This is a genomic window from Phenylobacterium sp. (genome assembly GCF_035569475.1).
In the GTDB taxonomy this organism is placed as follows: domain Bacteria; phylum Pseudomonadota; class Alphaproteobacteria; order Caulobacterales; family Caulobacteraceae; genus Phenylobacterium.
In genome coordinates, this window is record NZ_DATMNA010000036.1 from 1 (window position 1) to 18579 (window position 18579).

General features: G+C 71.2%; 21 protein-coding genes. 15 read left to right on the forward strand and 6 right to left on the reverse strand.

From position 1 onward, the window contains the following. Window positions 1-92 precede the first annotated feature (92 nt). Complete coding sequence (locus tag VNW53_RS05050; RefSeq protein WP_325554002.1) at window positions 93-431, forward strand: MmcQ/YjbR family DNA-binding protein; 339 nt, start codon at window positions 93-95, stop codon at window positions 429-431. Here VNW53_RS05050 and VNW53_RS05055 read toward each other — a convergent pair. Continuing rightward, window positions 428-1762 (reverse strand): dihydroorotase, encoded by a 1335-nt coding sequence (locus tag VNW53_RS05055; protein WP_325554003.1) that lies wholly within the window; start codon window positions 1760-1762, stop codon window positions 428-430. The two genes, VNW53_RS05050 and VNW53_RS05055, sit on opposite strands and share 4 nt — an antisense overlap. Continuing rightward, window positions 1759-2736 carry a glycosyltransferase family 9 protein gene (locus tag VNW53_RS05060; protein WP_325554004.1) on the reverse strand — a complete coding sequence of 326 codons (978 nt, stop codon included), beginning with the start codon at window positions 2734-2736 and terminating at the stop codon, window positions 1759-1761. The genes VNW53_RS05055 and VNW53_RS05060 overlap by 4 nt, the downstream gene beginning before the upstream one ends. A gap of 60 nt (window positions 2737-2796) precedes the next feature. On the opposite strand from VNW53_RS05060, the gene VNW53_RS05065 reads away from it, so the two are divergent. After that, window positions 2797-3642, forward strand: coding sequence for a folate-binding protein YgfZ (locus VNW53_RS05065; protein ID WP_325554005.1), 846 nt, complete (start codon window positions 2797-2799; stop codon window positions 3640-3642). Here VNW53_RS05065 and VNW53_RS05070 read toward each other — a convergent pair. Then, window positions 3613-4491, reverse strand: a complete 879-nt coding sequence (locus tag VNW53_RS05070; protein ID WP_325554006.1) for an alpha/beta hydrolase — start codon at window positions 4489-4491, stop codon at window positions 3613-3615. The genes VNW53_RS05065 and VNW53_RS05070 overlap by 30 nt on opposite strands. A 52-nt stretch (window positions 4492-4543) precedes the next feature. Here VNW53_RS05070 and VNW53_RS05075 point away from each other — a divergent pair, with 52 nt between their 5' ends. From VNW53_RS05075 to sthA, 4 genes are all read left to right on the forward strand, one after another. Next, window positions 4544-5140, forward strand: coding sequence for a DNA-3-methyladenine glycosylase I (locus VNW53_RS05075; RefSeq protein WP_325554007.1), 597 nt, complete (start codon window positions 4544-4546; stop codon window positions 5138-5140). After that, window positions 5137-5436 (forward strand): hypothetical protein, encoded by a 300-nt coding sequence (locus tag VNW53_RS05080; RefSeq protein WP_325554008.1) that lies wholly within the window; start codon window positions 5137-5139, stop codon window positions 5434-5436. The genes VNW53_RS05075 and VNW53_RS05080 overlap by 4 nt, the downstream gene beginning before the upstream one ends. 2 nt (window positions 5437-5438) lie before the next feature. Beyond that, entirely contained in the window at window positions 5439-6083 is a 645-nt protein-coding gene (locus VNW53_RS05085; protein WP_325554009.1) for a ribonuclease HII, read from the forward strand. A gap of 94 nt (window positions 6084-6177) precedes the next feature. Continuing rightward, window positions 6178-7635 (forward strand): Si-specific NAD(P)(+) transhydrogenase, encoded by a 1458-nt coding sequence (gene sthA / locus VNW53_RS05090; RefSeq protein WP_325554010.1) that lies wholly within the window; start codon window positions 6178-6180, stop codon window positions 7633-7635. On the opposite strand, the gene VNW53_RS05095 is transcribed toward sthA, so the two are convergent. Next, window positions 7632-8327 carry a PEP-CTERM sorting domain-containing protein gene (locus VNW53_RS05095; RefSeq protein WP_325554011.1) on the reverse strand — a complete coding sequence of 232 codons (696 nt, stop codon included), beginning with the start codon at window positions 8325-8327 and terminating at the stop codon, window positions 7632-7634. The two genes, sthA and VNW53_RS05095, sit on opposite strands and share 4 nt — an antisense overlap. 257 nt (window positions 8328-8584) lie before the next feature. On the opposite strand from VNW53_RS05095, the gene VNW53_RS05100 reads away from it, so the two are divergent. After that, window positions 8585-9664 carry a site-specific DNA-methyltransferase gene (locus tag VNW53_RS05100; protein ID WP_325554012.1) on the forward strand — a complete coding sequence of 360 codons (1080 nt, stop codon included), beginning with the start codon at window positions 8585-8587 and terminating at the stop codon, window positions 9662-9664. A gap of 42 nt (window positions 9665-9706) precedes the next feature. After that, window positions 9707-10216, forward strand: coding sequence for an MAPEG family protein (locus VNW53_RS05105; protein WP_325554013.1), 510 nt, complete (start codon window positions 9707-9709; stop codon window positions 10214-10216). Here VNW53_RS05105 and VNW53_RS05110 read toward each other — a convergent pair. After that, entirely contained in the window at window positions 10213-10575 is a 363-nt protein-coding gene (locus VNW53_RS05110) for a VOC family protein (RefSeq protein WP_325554014.1), read from the reverse strand. The genes VNW53_RS05105 and VNW53_RS05110 overlap by 4 nt on opposite strands. An 83-nt stretch (window positions 10576-10658) precedes the next feature. On the opposite strand from VNW53_RS05110, the gene VNW53_RS05115 reads away from it, so the two are divergent. Then, on the forward strand, window positions 10659-10967 hold the full coding sequence (locus VNW53_RS05115; RefSeq protein WP_325554015.1) for a helix-turn-helix domain-containing protein: 309 nt from the start codon (window positions 10659-10661) through the stop codon (window positions 10965-10967). A 79-nt stretch (window positions 10968-11046) separates the two neighbouring features. Continuing rightward, window positions 11047-11472: an SRPBCC domain-containing protein gene (locus VNW53_RS05120; RefSeq protein WP_325554016.1), complete on the forward strand. Its 426-nt coding sequence runs from the start codon at window positions 11047-11049 to the stop codon at window positions 11470-11472. On the opposite strand, the gene mutY is transcribed toward VNW53_RS05120, so the two are convergent. Then, window positions 11469-12515, reverse strand: a complete 1047-nt coding sequence (gene mutY, locus VNW53_RS05125; protein WP_325554017.1) for an A/G-specific adenine glycosylase — start codon at window positions 12513-12515, stop codon at window positions 11469-11471. The genes VNW53_RS05120 and mutY overlap by 4 nt on opposite strands. Before the next feature lie 141 nt (window positions 12516-12656). Here mutY and VNW53_RS05130 point away from each other — a divergent pair, with 141 nt between their 5' ends. The 5 genes from VNW53_RS05130 to VNW53_RS05150 all read left to right on the forward strand — a co-directional run bounded on the left by VNW53_RS05130 (window position 12657) and on the right by VNW53_RS05150 (window position 18575). Further along, window positions 12657-13208, forward strand: a complete 552-nt coding sequence (locus tag VNW53_RS05130) for a DUF721 domain-containing protein (RefSeq protein ID WP_325554018.1) — start codon at window positions 12657-12659, stop codon at window positions 13206-13208. A 92-nt stretch (window positions 13209-13300) separates the two neighbouring features. Further along, window positions 13301-13936, forward strand: a complete 636-nt coding sequence (locus VNW53_RS05135; RefSeq protein WP_325554019.1) for a thioredoxin domain-containing protein — start codon at window positions 13301-13303, stop codon at window positions 13934-13936. 7 nt (window positions 13937-13943) lie between these two features. Next, on the forward strand, window positions 13944-14570 hold the full coding sequence (locus tag VNW53_RS05140; RefSeq protein ID WP_325554021.1) for a DsbA family protein: 627 nt from the start codon (window positions 13944-13946) through the stop codon (window positions 14568-14570). Between the two features lie 6 nt (window positions 14571-14576). Beyond that, window positions 14577-18020, forward strand: a complete 3444-nt coding sequence (smc, locus tag VNW53_RS05145; protein WP_325554023.1) for a chromosome segregation protein SMC — start codon at window positions 14577-14579, stop codon at window positions 18018-18020. A 312-nt stretch (window positions 18021-18332) separates the two neighbouring features. Next, a complete protein-coding gene (locus VNW53_RS05150; protein WP_325554024.1) occupies window positions 18333-18575 on the forward strand; it encodes a hypothetical protein in 243 nt (80 codons plus the stop codon). Window positions 18576-18579 lie beyond the last annotated feature (4 nt).

Here is an 18579-nt window from a genome sequence, read left to right on the forward strand (position 1 = left end):
GACGCGGAGGTGATGGACTGGCTGGCGACGGCGCACGGCCTCGTCGCCGCCAAGCTGCCGCGCAAGCAGCGCGCGGCCCTGGGGCTCGCCGTTTGACCCGCGAGCAGGTCGAGGCGGCGGCCATGGGCCTGCAGGCCACGACCAAGGTCGTCCAATGGGGCGGCTCGGACGTGTACAAGGTGGGCGGCAAGGTGTTCGCCATCTGCGGCCTGCGCGGCGGGCTGTCGTTCAAGGTCAGCGAGATCGGCTTCGTGGCGCTGACCGAAGGCGGGCCGGCCCGCCAGGCGCCCTATCTGCACAAGGGCTCCTGGGTGATCGTCGACCTGGACGGCGCGCCGGACGAGGACATGGCCGACTGGCTGACCAACGCCCACGCCCTGATCGCCGCCAAGCTGACGAAGGTCGCGAGGCGCGAGCTGGGGCTGGCCTAAGCGACCAGGGTCTCCTGGAACCGGCACGGGTCGCCCAGGTGCGGGGCCACCACCTCGCCGTCGCGCATGACCACGGTCCCGCGGATGATCGTCGCCATGGGCCAGCCCTTGGTCTCCATGCCGTCGAATGGGGTCCAGCCGACGCGGCTGGCCATCATGTCGTGGCGGATGGTCTTGCGGGCCTTCAGGTCGACGATGGTCAGGTCGGCGTCGTAACCCTCCGCCAGGCGGCCCTTGTCGGCCAGCTGGAACAGGCGGTTGGCGCCGTGGCTGGTGAGGTCGACCAGTTGCTCCAGGCTGAGCCGCCCCTCCGCCACGTGGGTCAGCATCACCGGCAGCAGGGTCTGCACGCCGGGCATGCCGGAAGGCGAGGCCGGGTAGGGCCGGGCCTTCTCCTCGGAAGTGTGCGGCGCATGGTCGGAACCCAGCACGTCGGGGACGCCGTTGGCCATCCCCGCCCAGAGGGCGGCGCGGTGCTCGGCGGTGCGGATCGGTGGGTTCATCTGGGCGTAACCCTTCAGCCGCTCATAGGCCTCCGGGCCCTCCAGCGTCAGGTGCTGCGGGGTGAACTCGACGCTCGCCACGTCCTTGTGGGCGGCGAGGTAGGCGACCTCCTGGGCGGTGGTGACGTGCAGCACATGGATGCGCTTGCCGAGTTGGGTGGCGATGCGCACCAGGCGCTCGGTGGACTGGATCGCCGACTGGGCGTCGCGGACCTCGTAGTGGCTGGTCCAGTCGCCGGGGCGAGCCAGCGGGCGGCGGTCGGCCAGGCGGTACTCGTCCTCGGAGTGAAAGGCCGCCCGGCGGTTCACGTGGCGCAGCACCTGCTCGATGCCCTCGTCGTCCTGCACCAGCAGGCTGCCGGTGGAGGCGCCCATGAACACCTTGATCCCGCAGCAGCCGGGCAGGCGCTCCAGCTCGCCCAGCCAGCGGGCGTTCTCGTGCGTGCCTCCGACGTAGAAGGCGTGATCGCAGTGCATGCGCCCCTTGGCGCGGGAAAGCTTGTCGGCGAGCGCGTCCGGGTCGGTGGTTGTGGGCTCGGTGTTGGGCATCTCGAAGACCGCCACGACCCCGCCCAGCACCGCGGCGCGGGAGCCGGTCTCCAGGTCTTCTTTCCACTCCAGGCCCGGCTCGCGGAAGTGCACCTGGGTGTCGATGACCCCGGGCATGACGGTCAGGCCGGACGCGTCGAACACCTCCCCGGCGCTGGCCTGGCCAAGGTCCCCGATGGCGGCGATCTTGCCGCCGCGCACGCCGACGTCGGCCAGGCCGCGGCCGGCGTGGTTGATCACTTCGCCGCCGCGGACGATCAGGTCGTAGGTTTCAGTCATGTCCCCTTTTCCGTGGCCGCGAGCAGTTCCTCGGCGGTGTCGCCCACCGTTTCGACGCTCAGGTCCATCATGTGACAGAGCGCCTGGCCGAAGCCCGGGTCAACGGCGCGGATCTGCTCATAGCTGCGCGGGCCGCGCGCCACGCGGGTCTCGGCGCCCCAGGGCCCATAGAGCTGCTCGTCCGACGGGCCGAACAGGCCCAGCGTGGGGATCCCCGCGGCCGCCGCCAGGTGCATGGTCCCGGAGTCGTTGCCGATGAACAACCGCGCCCGCTTCAGGCAGGCATAGGCGGTGAGCAGGTCGGTGTCCTCGGTCAGGTTGATGAACTGGTGGCGCATGACCACGTCGCGCAGGCCCTTGGCGAGCTTGGCGTCCGCAGGCCCGCCCAGCACCATCAGCCGCCCGCCCTTCATCGGTCCCTCGGGGTCCAGGAGGCGCATGGCGACCCGGGAGAAGCGCTCCAGGGGCCAGGTCTTGCCCAGCCAGTTGGCGGCCGGCGCGAGCGCCAGGATCGGGCCGGAGCCGGCGGTCAGCTCGTCGGCGCGCGCCTCGGTTTCCGGGGTGGTGAAGATGTAGGGCGGCGCGGGATCGTCCTCGATCTTCAGGATCCGGGCGGCCTCGATCACCTTGTGCACCGCGGGCCCGGTGTTCTTGCGCCAGATGGCGCGGCGCCGGGTCGAGACGAAACGCGACAGGCCCGAGCCCCGCAGGTCGACCACCAGGCCCCAGCGTCTGCCGCGGACCTGGCGCCAGAGCTCGATCCAGTGGCTGCGGTTCTTGGCCTTGGCGAGCACGATGACCCGGTCGAGGTTCGGGACCTCCTCGAACAGGGGCGCGGCCACGGGTCCGGCGACGATAGTGAAGCGGGCGTTGGGAATCTCGTCGGCCAGCCGCTTGACCAGGCCGGACGACAGCACCGCGTCGCCGATCCGGTTGGAGGTGATGAACAGGATCGGGAAGGCGCCGCGCGACATCGGCCCTCTATAGGACGCGCGGTGCTGGCGCTCCACCGCCGCACACCCCAAATTACGCCGATGAGCGAAACCCTGACCTTTGCGCCACTGCCCAGCCGCGCGCTGATCGCGCTGTCCGGACCGGACTGGCGGGATTTCCTGCAGGGGCTGATCACCCAGGACGTGGCGACGCTGGGCGTGGGCGAGGCCCGGTTCGGGGCGCTGCTGACGCCGCAGGGGCGGCTGCTTTACGACCTCTTCGTGGTCGGCCGCGAGGACGGCGGCGGCTGGCTGGACGTACTGGCCGAGCATCGCGCGGCGATCGTCCAGCGCCTGACGATGTATCGCCTGCGGGCCAAGGTGGAGATCGCGCCGGACGAGACCCAAGTGTCGAGCCTGTTTCATCGCGAGGCCGTCTTCCCGCCAGGGGGAGAGGGCTTTGTGGCTGACCCTCGGCTCCCCGCGCTCGGCTGGCGTGGCTATGGCGCCGAGCCGCCCGCCGGCGCACGCGTCGCCGATGAGGCGGTCCGCGACGCCTTCAAGCTGGAGCTCGGTGTTCCCGGCCCCGCGGACTGGGGTTCGGACAAGACCTATCCCATCGAGGCCAACTTCGACCTGCTGAACGGCATCGACTTCCAGAAGGGCTGTTTCGTCGGCCAGGAGACCACCTCGCGGATGAAGCGCCGCGGCCAGATCAAGAGCCGCATGCTGCCGATCGCCTTCGACGGGCCGCCGCCCGCGCCGGGCGCCGAGGTGCTGGCCGGCGACCTGCGGGCCGGGGTGGTGACCTCCAGCGGCGAGGGACGCGCCATGGCGCTGCTGCGGCTGGACCGGGCGGAGGGCCAGAGCCTGACCGTCGACGGCCGGCCTGTGAGGCTGGAACGCCCGGCCTGGCTGCTAGAGGCCCTCGGCGTGGAAGCGGCTTAGGGCGGCCAGGGTCTCGGCGGGCTTCTCCTCCGGCAGGAAGTGGCCGCAGTCCAGCGCCTCGCCGCGCACGTCGCTGGCCCATTCGCGCCAGACTGCGATGGGGTCGTACCAGGCGCCCACCGCGCCCCTGGCGCCCCAGAGCACCTGGACGGGGCAGGCGATCCGGTGGTGGCCCGCGGCCTTGTCCTCCCAGTCCAGCGCCCGGTCGAACCCGGCGCCGGCGCGGTAGCACTCGCACATGCCGTGGATCACCTCGGCCCGCCGGGCGCTGGCCAGGTAGTCGGCATAGGCCGCGTCGGTCATGAACGGCGGCTGGACGCCGCGGAACAGGAAGTATTCCGGGTCGTGTGCGATCAGCTTTTCGGGGAAGGGCGCCGGCTGCGCCAGGAACGACCAATGCCAGTAGCCGATGGCGAAGCGGGGATCGATCCGCGCCCAGACCTCGCCGGTGGGGATGATGTCGAGCACGGTCAGCCGACGCACCGCCTGCGGGTGGTCCAGCGCCAGGCGATAGCCGACCCGCCCGCCGCGGTCGTGGCCGGCCACGTCGAACCGCGCGAACCCGAAATGGGCCATCAGGGCGACGGCGTCGCGCGCCATGGCCCGCTTGGACGAGGTCTCGTGGTCGGCGCTCGAGGGCGGCTTGGCGCTCAGGCCATAGCCGCGCAGGTCCGGCGCGACGATGGTGAACCGCTCGGCCAGGCCGCCGGCGATCTGTCCCCACATCATGTGGGTCTCGGGATAGCCGTGCAGCAGCAGGAGCGGCGGCCCCGATCCGCCGCGCCGCACCCGCAGCGAGACGTCCTCGCCCACCTCAACCTGTGACAACTCGAAGCTTTCGAAGTTCATCGAACGCCCTCGCTCTTGTCTCCGGCCGCCGGCTCGGCTGAGAGTGCCGCCGATGGCTGAATCCCTGATCCGATGCGGCTGGCGCGGCATGGCCGGCGACCCGCTCTACGAGGCGTACCATGACACTGAATGGGGCGTACCGGAGTACGACTCCCGGGCGTTGTGGGAAAAGCTGGTGCTGGACGGCTTCCAGGCGGGGCTCGCCTGGATCACCATCCTTCGCAAGCGCGAGGCCTTCCGCGCGGCCTTCGACGACTTCGATCCCGAGAAGGTCGCCCGCTATGGGGAGGCCGACCGGGCGCGGCTGATGGCCGACGCCGGCATCATCCGCTCCAACGCCAAGATCGACGCCGCCATCCAGTCAGCCAGGATTTATCTCGCCATGCGCGACGCGGGCGAGGACTTCTCCGATTTCTGCTGGGGCTTCGTGGACGGCAAGCCGCTGCAGACCGGCGCGGTCGGCATCGGCGACGTACCGGCCCAGACGCCGCTGGCGGTGGAGGTCTCCAAGGCGCTGAAGGCCAAGGGCTTCAAGTTCGTGGGGCCGGTGATCGTCTATGCCTGGATGCAGGCCGTCGGCATGGTCAACGACCACCTGACCTGCTGCTTCCGCTACGAGGCGATCCGCAAGGCGGGAGAGGCGCGATGATCCGGGCCGCGGGGCTCGTCCTGACCCTGGCCCTCGGGGTCGCGGCCTGCCAGACGGTCGGGCCGGTGCATCTCGGGGAGATCAACCAGGGCCGCGCCACGGTCCTGGCCAAGACCGAACTGGCGCGGCGGCATATGGAGGCGATCGAAGGCTGGCGCGCCCAGGTCGACGACTACGCCACCATCTGGGTGGTCACCTTCTATCGCCCGACAGGGACGTCGGACGGACCGCCGTTCGTGCGGGTCAGCCTCAACAAGCACACCGAGAGGGTGGTCGCCGTGACCACGGGGGACTAGCCATGGCGCGGGGGCCGACGCTCTTCCTGGAACGGGCCTTCATCGGCGGCCCGGTCTGCGGCGTGGACGAGGCTGGGCGCGGGCCCTGGGCCGGTCCGGTGAGCGCCGCGGCGGTGATCCTCGACCCCAAGCGGGTGCCCAAAGGACTCGACGACTCCAAGAAGCTCTCGGCCAAGACGCGCGAGGCGCTGGAAGTGGAGATCAAGGCCAAGGCCGCCGCCTGGTGCGTGGCCTTCGCCAGCGTCGAGGAGATCGCCGCGCTCAACATCCTGCACGCCGCGGGCCTGGCCATGCGCCGCGCCGTCGAGGGCCTGTCGGTGACGCCGGCCTATGCCCTGGTGGACGGCAACTACCGCTTCGACCTGCCCTGCGAGGTCAAGACGGTGGTGGGCGGCGACGGCAAGTCGAAGTCCATCGCGGCGGCCTCGATCCTGGCCAAGGTCGCCCGCGACCGGCTGATGGTCGAGATGGACCAGCGCTATCCCGGCTACGGCTTCGCCAGCCACAAGGGCTATCACGCCGAGGTCCATGTGGAGGCGCTGCGGACCCTCGGCCCTTGCGAGATCCATCGCCTCGCCTGGGCTCCGGTGAAGCTGGCGCTCATCGGCGGCCTCCCCTCGCAGGACGAGTTCGCCTTCGAGGACTGACCGCCCGCCGCGCGGTCTCCGGTTCGCACACCAAGGTTACCTTAACACCCGCTCCTTATGGTTTCCGGACCCGCAGAAGGCCGGGGAGGGGACGTTGTCGAACAACCACTACGACCTGATCGTCATCGGATCGGGCCCTGCGGGACGCCGCGGCGCGATCCAGGCGGCCAAGCTCAACAAGCGCGTGCTGGTGGTCGAACGCGGCCGGCGCGTGGGCGGGGTCTCGGTCCACACCGGCACCATTCCCTCCAAGACCCTGCGCGAGACGGTGCTCAATCTGTCGGGCTGGCGCGAGCGCGGCTTCTACGGCGCCGCCCACCGCGCCAAGAAGAACATCGGCGCGGAGGATCTGCGCCGCCGGCTCGACATCACCCTCGGCCACGAGGTCGACGTGCTGGAGCACCAGTTCGCGCGCAACGGCGTCGACACCGTCGAGGGGGTGGCCACCTTCACCGCCCCGCACGGCCTGGCGGTTACGGGCTCCGGCGGGGTCGCCGACTACACCGCCGAGAAGTTCCTGATCGCCTGCGGCACCCGCCCGTTCCGCCCGGCGCATATCGGCTTCGACGGCGAAAACATCGTCGACAGCGACGAGATCCTGGAGATCGCCCGCATCCCGCGCCAGTTGGTGGTGGTCGGCGCCAGCGTCATCGGCGTGGAATACGCCTCGATCTTCTCGGCGCTGGACGTGAAGGTGACCATCATCGAGCCGAACAGCGTGCTGATGCCGTTCCTCGACCGCGAACTGGCCGATGAGTTCGTCCACGACCTGCGCGAGCGCGGCGTGATCATCCGCTTCGGCGCCAAGGTGGTCTCCGCCGATGTCGTTGGCCCGCAGGCCTGCCACCTGCGGCTCACCGACGACCGGGAGCTCGCCGCCGACATGGTGCTGTTCTCCGCTGGCCGGGAAGGCGCGACCGATGGCCTGGGCCTCGCGGCCTGCGGCCTGGAGACCGACGAGCGCGGCCGCCTCTGCGTGGACAAGGCCAGCTTCCAGACCGCGGTCCCGCACATCTACGCCGCAGGGGACATCGTGGGCTTCCCGAGCCTGGCCTCGACCTCGATGGAGCAGGGCCGGATCGCCGCCTGCCATGCCTTCGACGCGCCCGCCCAGGCGGCGCCGGAGTTCTTCCCCTATGGCATCTATTCGGTGCCGGAGATCTCGACGATCGGGATGAACGAGGAGCAGGCGCGCGAGCGGGGCATTCCCTACGAGTGCGGCGTCGCCCGGTTCCGCGAGACCTCGCGCGGGCACATCATGGGCATCAGTTCCGGCTTCCTGAAGATGTTGTTCGCCCTGGAGACGCGGCGCCTCCTGGGCGTCCATATCGTCGGCGAAGGCGCCACCGAGCTGATCCACATCGGCCAGGCGGTGTTGAACCTCGAGGGCACGCTCGACTATTTCGTGGAGAACACCTTCAACTATCCGACGCTGGCCGAGGCATACAAGGTCGCCGCCCTCGACGCCTGGAACCGAATGCCCAGGCAGCAGCCTAGCGTGCAGGCGAGGAAGACGAAGCTGGAATTGGCCGCCAAGGCGGTGAGCGGCTAGGCCGCGCGCCGGCGCCGCTGGCCGCGCATCGCCGCGCCCACGCCGCCGAGGCCGAGGGCCAGTAAGGCCCAGGTCGACGGCTCGGGGGCCGGCCCGGTCACGCCGGGCGCGGCCAGCAACGGCTGAACGCCTTGGGAGGTCGTGGTGGCCGCCTGTCCGCCTGCACCCACGCCGCCTCCGCCGCCGCCCGAAGGACTCGACAGGAAACCGCCGCCGCCCGAGGGCGGACCGAGCTCACCGCTGTTCCCGCCCCCGGCGAAGAAGCTCCCATCGTCGGCCGAGGAACCGGCGTCCGCGGACCCGCTGAACTCGAACGCCGCGGGGATGAGCACGCCCGGCGCGTCGGCCTCGACGCCGTCGGACGCCTCTTCCGCGGGCTCGACGGCGTCTCTCACGCCTTGCAGGGAGAGGAGAAGGGCGTGCGGCGCGCCGCTCCTGTGCGCAGGGTGCAAGGCCGCGCCGGCCGGCATAGCGACGGCGACGGGACCGGAAGACCATGCCGCGCGCTCCACGCGCCCCTGGGGAGCGATCGTCTTCAGGGCGGGCGCCGCATCATCAGCGCCTGGGTCCGCCTGCCCGATGTCCAAGGTGTAGGCGTTGCCGACCATCAGCACCAAGGCGATTGCGCCGGCCATCAGGCCGCTGGCGGCGGCCAGCCCCCATGCGCGGCCCGCCGCGCGGGCGCTCTGCAAGATGGTTCCAGGCGTAACTCGGGTCTGCATCGCCGTCCAAACCCGCGATGACGTGAAAAGGCTCCCAAGGTTAAGCTATTGATTTTACACAGACAATTTTCCGACACATTGGAGTCCGGCATTTGGCCACATTGGAGCTTGGCCGTGCGGAAGGCCCTGGGCGGCCATCTGGCCTTAACCTTCTGTTGGCCATGTTCCGAAACGGGTCCTTCACCATAGGGCCCCACGATTCAGCTTCGTGAATCCGAGAGGCGAGTATGGCCGTTCCCATCGACACCATCATCCTGGGCGATTGTCTCGAGGCGCTGAGGAAGCTCCCCGACCGCTCCTGCGACCTGGTGTTCGCCGATCCGCCGTACAACCTGCAACTGGGCGGCGACCTCCTGCGGCCCGACAATTCCAAGGTCGACGCGGTCGACGATCACTGGGACCAGTTCGAAAGTTTCGCCGCCTACGACGCCTTCACCAAGGCCTGGCTGTCAGAATGCCGCCGCATTCTGAAAGATGACGGGGCGCTGTGGGTGATCGGCAGCTACCACAACATCTTCCGGGTCGGGGCGACGCTGCAGGACCTGGGGTTCTGGATCCTCAACGACATCGTCTGGCGCAAGTCGAACCCGATGCCGAACTTCAAGGGTACGCGCTTCACCAACGCCCACGAGACCCTGATCTGGGCGACCAAGTCGAAGGGCGGCAAGCGCTACACCTTCAACTACGACGCCATGAAGATGGCCAACGACGAACTGCAGATGCGTTCCGACTGGAGCCTGCCGCTCTGCACCGGCGAGGAGCGGCTGAAGGACGAGACCGGCGGCAAGGCCCACCCGACCCAGAAGCCCGAGGCCCTGCTGCACCGCCTGATCCTGGCGTCGACCCGGCCCGGCGACGTGATCCTCGATCCCTTCTTCGGCACCGGCACCACGGGCGCGGCGGCCAAGCGGCTCGGCCGCCACTACATCGGCATCGAGCGCGAGGAGGCCTACGCCAAGCTCGCCAAGGACCGCATCGCCAAGGTGCTTCCGGCGACGGCGGAGGAGATGGTCGTCACCGGCTCCAAGAAGTCCGAGCCGCGCATCCCCTTCGGCCAGATCGTCGAGGCGGGCCTGCTGCGCGCCGGCGACGTGCTCTACGACGACAAGGGCCGTCACGCCGCCCGCGTCCGCGCCGACGGCAGCCTGGTGGTGGGCGAGCTTTCCGGGTCGATCCACAAGGTCGGCGCCATGGTGCAGTCGCAGCCCGCCTGCAACGGCTGGACCTACTGGCACTTCAAGTCGGACAAGGGCCTGGCGCCCATCGACGTGCTGCGCGCCAAGGTCCGCCAGCAACTGGTGGCCTAGCTGCAGGCGCCATAGGGGCCTAGGCTGGCGCCGGGTTGGTCGATGCTTCGAAAGCAGGTCCTGATCGCGCTCGGCATGCTGGCGGCGGTGGTCGTCTGCCTCGTCGTGGCGTCACGCGCCCTGGGCTCGCACGACGGCGGCGCGGTTGCGACGGCCGAGCGCTTGGCGCTGGCGGGGCGATGGCTCCTGGTCCCAGGGTTTTGCCTGCTCGCGGGACTCGGCCTCACCGCCAACCAGCGCTTCCTGCGCGCCGACGCCATCGACGGGGGACCGGCGGCGAAGCCGGGCTTCCTGGAGATCAACCTTCGCTACAACCAGAACACGCTGGAGCAGACGGTCCTGGCGGCCATCGCCTGGACGGGGCTGGCGCTGACCGTGGCGCCACGCGATCTCGGACTGATCCCGGCGCTGGCGGCCCTGTTCGCGGCGGGGCGGGCCGCCTTCTTCCTGGGCTACCTCTACGCCCCTTGGGCGCGGGCGTTCGGCCTGGGGCTGACCTTCTATCCGACCCTCGCGGCCATGATCTGGCTCGCCGCCAGGCCCTTCGCCTAGCGTGAGCTCAGCACGAACTCGTTGCCCTCCGGGTCCTTGAAGATCGCAAAGGTCCCCCACGGCTGCTTCTCCGGCGGCCCGCGGAACTCGACGCCGCGGGCGCTGAGCTGGCGGTGGGTCGCCTCGACGTCGTCGCAAGCGAAGGAGCCGTTGAAGAAGGTTCCCACGCGGTCCTCGTGGCCCTCCGGCGTGAACAGGACCAGGCCCGTCTGGCTCCCGGCGATGGCGAGTTCGATCCAGCGCTGGGCGCCCATCGGCTGGTCAGTGGTCACCCGGAAGCCCATCTTCTCGGTCCAGAACTTCAGTTGCAGGTCCTGATCGCGGCATGCCACGCCGGCGAACTTCAGGTGGGTGATCATCGGAGCCTCCGCTTGTTCCGCCCACCTTTGCCGGATCGGCCACGGGACGGACAATTCGTCCAATGATTGCTATAGTAACCAAGATGACTCGAAAGATCGCCCTCGACCCCTATGTCGTCGATGTCCTGATGCGCGACCTGGTGGGCCACGACCGCACGCCCTCGGCCTTCCTGGTCTATCTGTGGCTCTGGGCGCGGACCGACGGGGGCCAGCGCCGGTTCGCCGCCAGCCTCTCGGCCATCGCCCTGGAGACCGGCCTGTCGAAATCCTCGGTGCAGAATTCGGTGCGCCAACTGACGACTCGGCGGAAGCTCCTGGCGATCACGCGGACGGGAGCGACCAACCCGCCGGTCTATGAGGTGCTGACGCCATGGGTGCGCGTCCAAACCTGATCATTCACCGTAGTTCCGACGCGACCCTTTGGCGCCTCGCGCGTTGTGAAGCGGTTCCCAGCAATCAGGAGTGGTGAAGATGGCTGCCATGGCGCAGGCCTCGCGGGTGATCCCGGCCAACAAGGCCGAGGTATGGGAAACCCTCACCTCGCGCGAAGGCATGAAGGCCTACATGATGGGCGCGGAGGTCGAGGCGGTGTGGCGCGTGGGCGGCCCTATCGTGATGCGCGGCGAATACAACGGCCGGCAGTTCGAAGACCGCGGCGAAGTGCGCTCCTTCGAGCCCTGGCGGCGGCTCAGCTACACCCACACCAGCTCCGCCGCGCCGGACCGGACCCATCTTGTGACCATCGAGCTGGCCCCCCAGCAGGCCGGCACCGAGGTCACCGTCACCCAGGAAAACGCCGACGGCTCGGTGACCGAGGCCGATAAGGCCCGCCAGGCCGACTACGAAAAGACCTGGGCGAAGATCCTCGAAAAGCTCGCCGAGGCGGTCGCCGACTAAAGCAGGTTCGAGAGCCCGGCCCGCGCCGCCTTCAGGAAGACGCTGGGCAGGGCGGCGAGGCCGCGCCGCGGCGTCCAGATCATCCCGTCGGCCTCGCCCTCCGCCCGCAGCAGCTTGAGCGTCAGGGTGAAGTGGGTGAACCCGTGCTCCACCTCGCCCACGCCCCGCCAGTCCGCCGGCGCCGGCGCGGCCGCCCTGGCCTCGGCCTCGCTCCAGGGTCCCGTGCGCCAGTCACTGGTCGGAAGGGCCAGCATGCCGCCCAGCAGACCCTTGGGCGGACGCCGGACCAGGGCCACTTCGTCGCCGCGGGTCAGCACATAGGCCACGCCGTGCCGATGCGGCCGTGCGGTCTTGGCGGTGCGGCGCGGAAAGCTCTCCGGCGCGCCGCCGGCGAGCGCCGCGCAATGACCTGCGACCGGGCAGCGGTCGCAGAGCGGCGCCTTGGGGCGGCAGACCGTCGCGCCCAGGTCCATCAACGCCTGGGCCCAGTCGCCGGGCCGGTCATCCCGGACCAGGCCGCCGGCCAGGCGCTTCAGCTCCGGCTTGGCGTCGGGCAGGGGCTCTTCGACGGCGAACAGCCGCGCCATCACCCGCTCGACATTGCCGTCGACCACGTTGGTCGCCTCGTCGAAGGCGATCGCGGCGACGGCGGCGGCGGTGTAGGGCCCGAGGCCGGGCAGGGCGCGCAGACCTGCCTCGGTGTCTGGGAAGACCCCGCCATGATCGGCGGCCACAGCCCGGGCGCAGGCCAGGAGGTTTCGGGCGCGCGCGTAGTAGCCGAGCCCCGCCCAGGCGGCCATCACCTCGCCGTCGGCCTCCGCGGCCAGGTGCGCCACCGTTGGCCAGCGGGCGGTGAACGCCAGGAAATAGGGCGTGGCGTGCGGCACCGTGGTCTGCTGCAGCATCACTTCCGAGAGCCAGACCCGATAGGGGTCGGCGCGGACCCCGGCCGCATGCGCCTTCGGCCCCACCCGCCACGGCAGGTCGCGGGCGTTGGCGTCGTACCAGGCGAGCAGTTGGGCGCGGAGGGCGGCGGGGTTCACTCCTCCTCATATCGTCATCCTCCGGTCGCGCGCGAGCGCGATCCCGGGGGAACCCAGGCAGACGCGCCATCTTGCCAGATTCAGCTTGAGCGCCCCGGATCGTCCTTCAGACGACCGGAGGATGACGATAAGGTAGGAGCCATGCCCCGCCGCGACCTGCCCAGCCCGCAAGAGGCGCTCCGGATCCTGACCGCCAAGCGCACGCGGCCGCCGCGCCGCCCGCCGCCGCCGCTCGGCCGGGCGCTGAACAGGACCTTGAAGGAGCTCGACGCCAAGTTCGGCCAGGGCTCCGGGGCCCTGGAGGCCCGCTGGCGCGAGGTGGTGGGCGCCGAGATCGCCAAGCGCACCGAGCCGGTGAAGCTGACCCGTGGCCGCAACGGCGGCCCTTCGTCGCTGGAGATCCGCGTGGCCGGGCCGGCGGCGGCGCTCATCCAGCACCAGGCCCACGAGATCCTGGCGCGGGTGAACCTCTTCCTGGGCGCCGACGCGGTGCAGAAGCTGCGCATCGTCCAGGGCCCGCTGCAGCACAAATACGAGCCCGCCGCCAAGCCGCGCCGCCGCCTGCCGCCGCTGGACGCCGCGGCCGAGGCCGGCCTGAAGAGCGACCTCGCCGCCGCCCCCGACGGCAAGCTGAAGACCGCCCTCCTGGCCCTCGGCCGAGGCGTCCTGCGCCGCGGCCGGGCCTTGGACTAACAAGCGCCGCGATCCTCGCCGCCTGTCGCGCGGTTGGTGGGGCCGGATGGAATCGGGCTTTACTCGCCCTTCGCCAGGAGATCCTGCCCGCCATGACCCTCGCCCGTCCCATCCTCGCCGCGGCCCTGGCGGCCGTCCTGGCGGCCGGCGGGCTGGGCTTGGGCGGCTGCGCGAAGAGGGCCGCGGACCCGGCGTCGGTGGCCCAGCCTGGGGATATGAGCCTGGGCAATCCCGCCGCGCGGGTGAAGGTGATCGAATACGCCTCGGCGAGTTGCCCGCACTGCGCCCGCTGGGACATGGAGGTCTTCCCGGCCTTCAAGGCCAAGTACGTCGACACCGGCAAGGTCAGCTACACGCTGAAGGAATACCTCACCGAGCCGCAGGCCCTGGCGGCGGCCGGGTTCCTCCTGGCGCGCTGCGCCGGGCCGGGCCGCTACTTCCCGGTGCTGGACGCGGTGTTCCGGGGCCAGGAGGAGATGGTCCGCACCGGCGACCCGCGCGGGGTGCTGAGCCGCATCGCCGCCGACCCGGGCGGGATGACGCCGGCGCAGCTCGACGCCTGCATGCGCGACACCGCGGCGGAGAAGGAATTGGCCGCGCGCGCCGACCGGCACATGCATGTGGACAAGATCAACTCGACTCCCACCTTCGTCATCAACGGCGTCCGCTTCGAGGGCGAGATGAGCCTGCCCGAGCTGGACGCCGCCATCGCCAAGGCCGCCGGATAGGAGCCCTATGCTGAACCGCCGCTCCGCCCTGATCGCCGCCGCCGCCGCGCTCGCCGCCGGCGCGGCCGTAAGCGCGCCCGCGCCCCTGCCGGACGACATGAGCCTGGGCAATCCCAAGGCCAAGATCGAGGTGATCGAATACGCCTCGCTCTCCTGCCCGCACTGCGGCCACTTCAACGAGGCGGTGTTCCCGGCCCTGAAGGCCAAGTACATCGATACCGGCAAGGTGCGCTACACGCTCAAGGAGATGCTCACCGAGCCAGCCAATGTGGCGGCGGCCGGCTTCCTGCTGGCGCGCTGCGCCGGGCCCGGGAAGTACTTCACCGTGGTCGACCAGGTGTTCCGCAGCCAGCCGCGCTGGACCGAGGGCAACGTCAAGCCGATCCTGGCCGAGATCGGGGCCGCCAACGGCGTCGACGCCGCCCATTTCGACGCCTGCCTGCAGGACCAGGCCGCGGTGGACGCGGTGGTCGGCCGCGCCAAGCGCGCCGCCGAGCAGGACGGGGTCAATTCGACGCCGACGCTGTTCGTCAACGGCAAGAAGATCGACACCGTGCCGCTGACGCCGGAAGACCTCGACGCGGTCATGGCGTCGGCCGCCAAGGGCCCGTCATCGAGCAAGGGAGGGCGCTAGAGCAAAGTGCACTTCCAGCGGCTGCGCCTTTCGGGCTTCAAGTCCTTCGTCGATCCGACCGAGTTCCGGATCGAACCCGGCGTCACGGGGATCGTCGGGCCGAACGGCTGCGGCAAGTCGAACCTGCTGGAGGCCCTGCGCTGGGTGATGGGCGCCAATTCGGCCAAGGCGATGCGGGCCGGCGGCATGGACGACGTGATCTTCGCCGGCGCCGCCAAGCGGCCCTCGCGCAACCACGCCGAGGTGGCGCTGACCATCGACAATTCCGACCGCCGCGCGCCGGCCGCCTTCAACGACAACCCGGTGCTGGAGGTGGTCCGCCGCATCGACCGGGGCGAGGGCTCGACCTACCGGATCAACGGCCGCGAGGTCCGCGCCCGCGACGTGCAACTGCTGTTCGCCGACGCCTCCACCGGGTCGAACTCCCCGGCCCTGGTCCGCCAGGGGCAGATCAGCGAGCTGATCGCGGCCAAGCCGCAGAACCGCCGGATGATCCTGGAAGAGGCCGCCGGCGTCAGCGGCCTGCATTCGCGCCGCCACGAGGCGGAGCTGCGCCTGCGCGCCGCGGAGGCCAACCTCGCCCGGCTGGAGGACGTGGCCCGTGAGCTGGAGACCACGCTCGGCCGCCTGAAGCGCGAGGCGCGGCAGGCCGAACGCTACAAGAGGCTGTCGGCCGAGATCCGCGCCCTGCAGGGCGCGGTGCTCTACGCCCGCTGGGCCGAGGCCAGGGCCGCCGCCGAGCGCCTGGGCGCCGAGGCCGCCGCCGCCATCCGGGCGGTCGAGGACACGGCCGGGGCCGCCGCCGCGGCCACCACGCGCGCGGCGGCTGCGGAAGAGGCGATCAAGCCGCTGCGCGAGGCCGAGACCATCGCCGCCGCCATCCTGCACAAGCTGGCCATCGACAAGGACCGCCTGGACCGCGAGCACGAGGCCCACGCCGCGGAGCTGGAGCGCCTGACCGGCGACCTCGCCCGCATCGACGCCGACCGCGCCCGCGAGGAGCATATCGTCGAGGACGCCGGCGCATCGCTCGCCCGCCTCGCGGACGACCTCGGGGCCCTCGAGGCCGCGATCAAGGCCGCGCCCGAGCGCATCCCCGAGCTGGACGCCGCCGCGAAGGCCGCCGAGGCCGCCCGCGCCGCCGCCGACGCCGAGGTCGAGGCCCTGGCCGCCCAGGTCGCCGCCCAGGAGGCCGTGCGCGAAGCCGCCGCCCATCGGGTCGAGGAGGCCCAGGCCCGCCTGTCGCGCACCCGCCGCGCCCTGGACCAGGCCAAGTCCGAGCGCGAGGCCCTGGGCATCGCGGTCAATCCGCAAGCGGCGCAGGCCAAGGCCGAGCTGGAGGCCGCCGAGGCGGCGCTCGCCGCCGCCCGCGCCGCCCTCGACAAGGCCGAGGAAGACCGCACGGCCGCGCAAGGCGCCGAAGTCTCCGCCCGCGAGGCCGCCCGCAAGCTGGACGAGCAGCTCGGCCGCCTGACCGCCGAGGCCCGCGCGCTGGCCGCGCTCGTGGCCCAGGCCAAGCGCGGCGGTTTCGCCCCGGCCCTGGACGCGGTCTCGCCGGACCGCGGCTACGAGAAGGCTCTGGCCGCCGCCATGGGCGATGACCTCGACGCCGCCCTCGACAGGCAGGCGCCGTCCTTCTGGGGTGGCCGTGACGCCGAGGCGCCGATGTGGCCCAAAGGCGCGACCCCGCTGAGCGGCCTGGTCAAGGCGCCGGCCGCGCTGGCCGCGCGCCTGGCCTTCACCGCCCTGGTCGACCGCGCCCAGGGCGACGCCCTGCAGGCGGGGCTGGCGCCCGGCTGCCGGCTGGTCTCCAAGGAAGGCGACCTCTGGCGCTGGGACGGGTTCACCGCCCGCGCCGACGCGCCCAAAGCCGCCGCCGTGCGCCTGGAGCAGAAGACCCGGCTGGCCGAGGTCGAGGCCGAGATCGAGGCCCTGACGCCGAAGGCCGAGGCCGCTCGGGCGACCCAGAAGGAGGCCGCCGCGAGGCTCGCGGCCATCGAGGAGGCTCTCCGCGCCGCGCGCCGGGAGACCCCAGCCGCGGAACAGAAGACGTTGGCCGCGCGCGCGACCCTCGAACGCTTCGACCGCGAGGCCGCCCGCAAGGAGGCCCATGCCGCCTCGCTCGACGACGTGATCGCCCGCTTCACCGCCGAAATGGCCGAGCTCGAACAGGCCCTCGCCGCCGCCCAGGCCGCCGCCTCCAGCGAGACCGACGGCGAGGACCTCGCCCAGCGTCTGGCCGCCGCCCGCGCCGCCGCCGGCCCCGCCCGCGAGGCCGCCGCCGAGGCCCGCGCGGCGCTGGACGTGGAAGTCCGCGAGAAGGGCGGCCGCGCGCGGCGCCTGGAGGCGCTGACCGCCGACCGCGAGGACTGGACCCGCCGCTCCGCCGCCGCCGCCAAGCGCCTGGAGGCCCTGGCCGCGGCCCGCGTCAAGTCCGAGGCCGAGCTTGCCAAGGCCAAGGCCGCGCCGGAGACCCTGGAGACCCGCCGCGCGGCCCTGCTGGACGAGCTGGCGGTGGCCGAGGCCCGCCGCGCCAAGTCCTCCGACGCGCTCGCCGGCGCCGAGCATGAGCGGGCCGAGGCCGACCGGGCCTTGCGCGGGGCGGAAGCCGCGGCTTCCGAGGCGCGCGAGGTCCGCGCCAGCCTCGCCGCCCATTCCGAGGCCGCACAGGCCCGCCTCGCCGAGGTCTCCGCCCAGATCCGCGAAACCGCCCGCATCGAACCCGAGGCCCTGGCCCAGAAGCTGGCCGACGAGGCGGTCGCCATCCCCACCGACGCCGGGGGAATCGAGGCCCACCTCTACAACCTGGAGCGCCAGCGCGACGCCATCGGCCCGGTGAACCTGCGCGCCGAGGAGGAAGCCGCCGAGCACGCCGCGCGGCTGGAGACCATGCAGTCGGAGCGCAGCGACCTGACCGGCGCGATCGCCCGGCTGCGGGAGGGCATCCATGAGCTGAACAGCGAGGGCCGCGAGCGCCTGCTGGCCGCCTTCGAGGTGATCAACGAGCACTTCAAGACGCTCTTCCAGGCCCTGTTCCAGGGCGGCCAGGCAGAGCTGCGGCTGGTCGAATCGGAAGACCCCCTCGAGGCGGGCCTGGAAATCTACGCCTGCCCGCCCGGCAAGCGCATGGCCACCATGAGCCTGATGAGCGGGGGCGAGCAGGCGCTGACCGCCACGGCCCTGATCTTCGCGGTGTTCCTGGCCCAGCCGGCGCCGATCTGCGTGCTCGACGAGGTGGACGCCCCGCTGGACGACGCCAACGTCGATCGCTTCTGCAACATGCTCGACGAGATGCGCCGGCGCACCGAGACGCGCTTCATCGCCATCACCCACAATCCGGTCACCATGGCCCGCATGGACCGGCTGTTCGGCGTCACCATGGCCGAACGCGGCGTCTCCCAACTGGTCAGCGTCGACCTCTGCCAGGCGGAGGCCATGGCGGCCCAATAAGGGAGTCGGGCAGTGGGCCGGCCGTGCTTCTTGAACCCAGGTCGCGGACCATGTGTCGCGACGTCACAAATATCGTGCAAAAACAATATGATATAGAGCATCCGCCCAGCCTTGACGCGCCGCAGCACGGTCTATAGGTTCCGCGCGACCTAAAAGCCCCCGCCGTGGCGGCGACGTCGCGGTCATTAGGCCTTCCGACGTATGCCACACCCCCATGAGCCGCCAGATGAGGCCCTAGCCAGCCTCGATCAGCGCTTGGGAGCGGCGGAGGCCGCGCAGGCCCGCAAGGTGAGTCCCGAGACTCACGCGGCCATGGCGCAGGGGTACCGCTTCGTAGGGGAAGTGGTTGGCGGGGTGCTCGGTGGCGTCGGCCTTGGCTGGCTGCTGGACCACTACGCCAAAGTGACAGCGCCCTGGGGCATAGTCGGCGGTCTGCTGATTGGCACGGGGTTCTCGATCTTCACCGCGGTCACGGCCGTGGGGAGGGCGAACAGGATGGCAGTGGACGCGCACGGGACGGTTCCCGTCGCGGCCGACGACGAAGACGAGGACTAAGGCC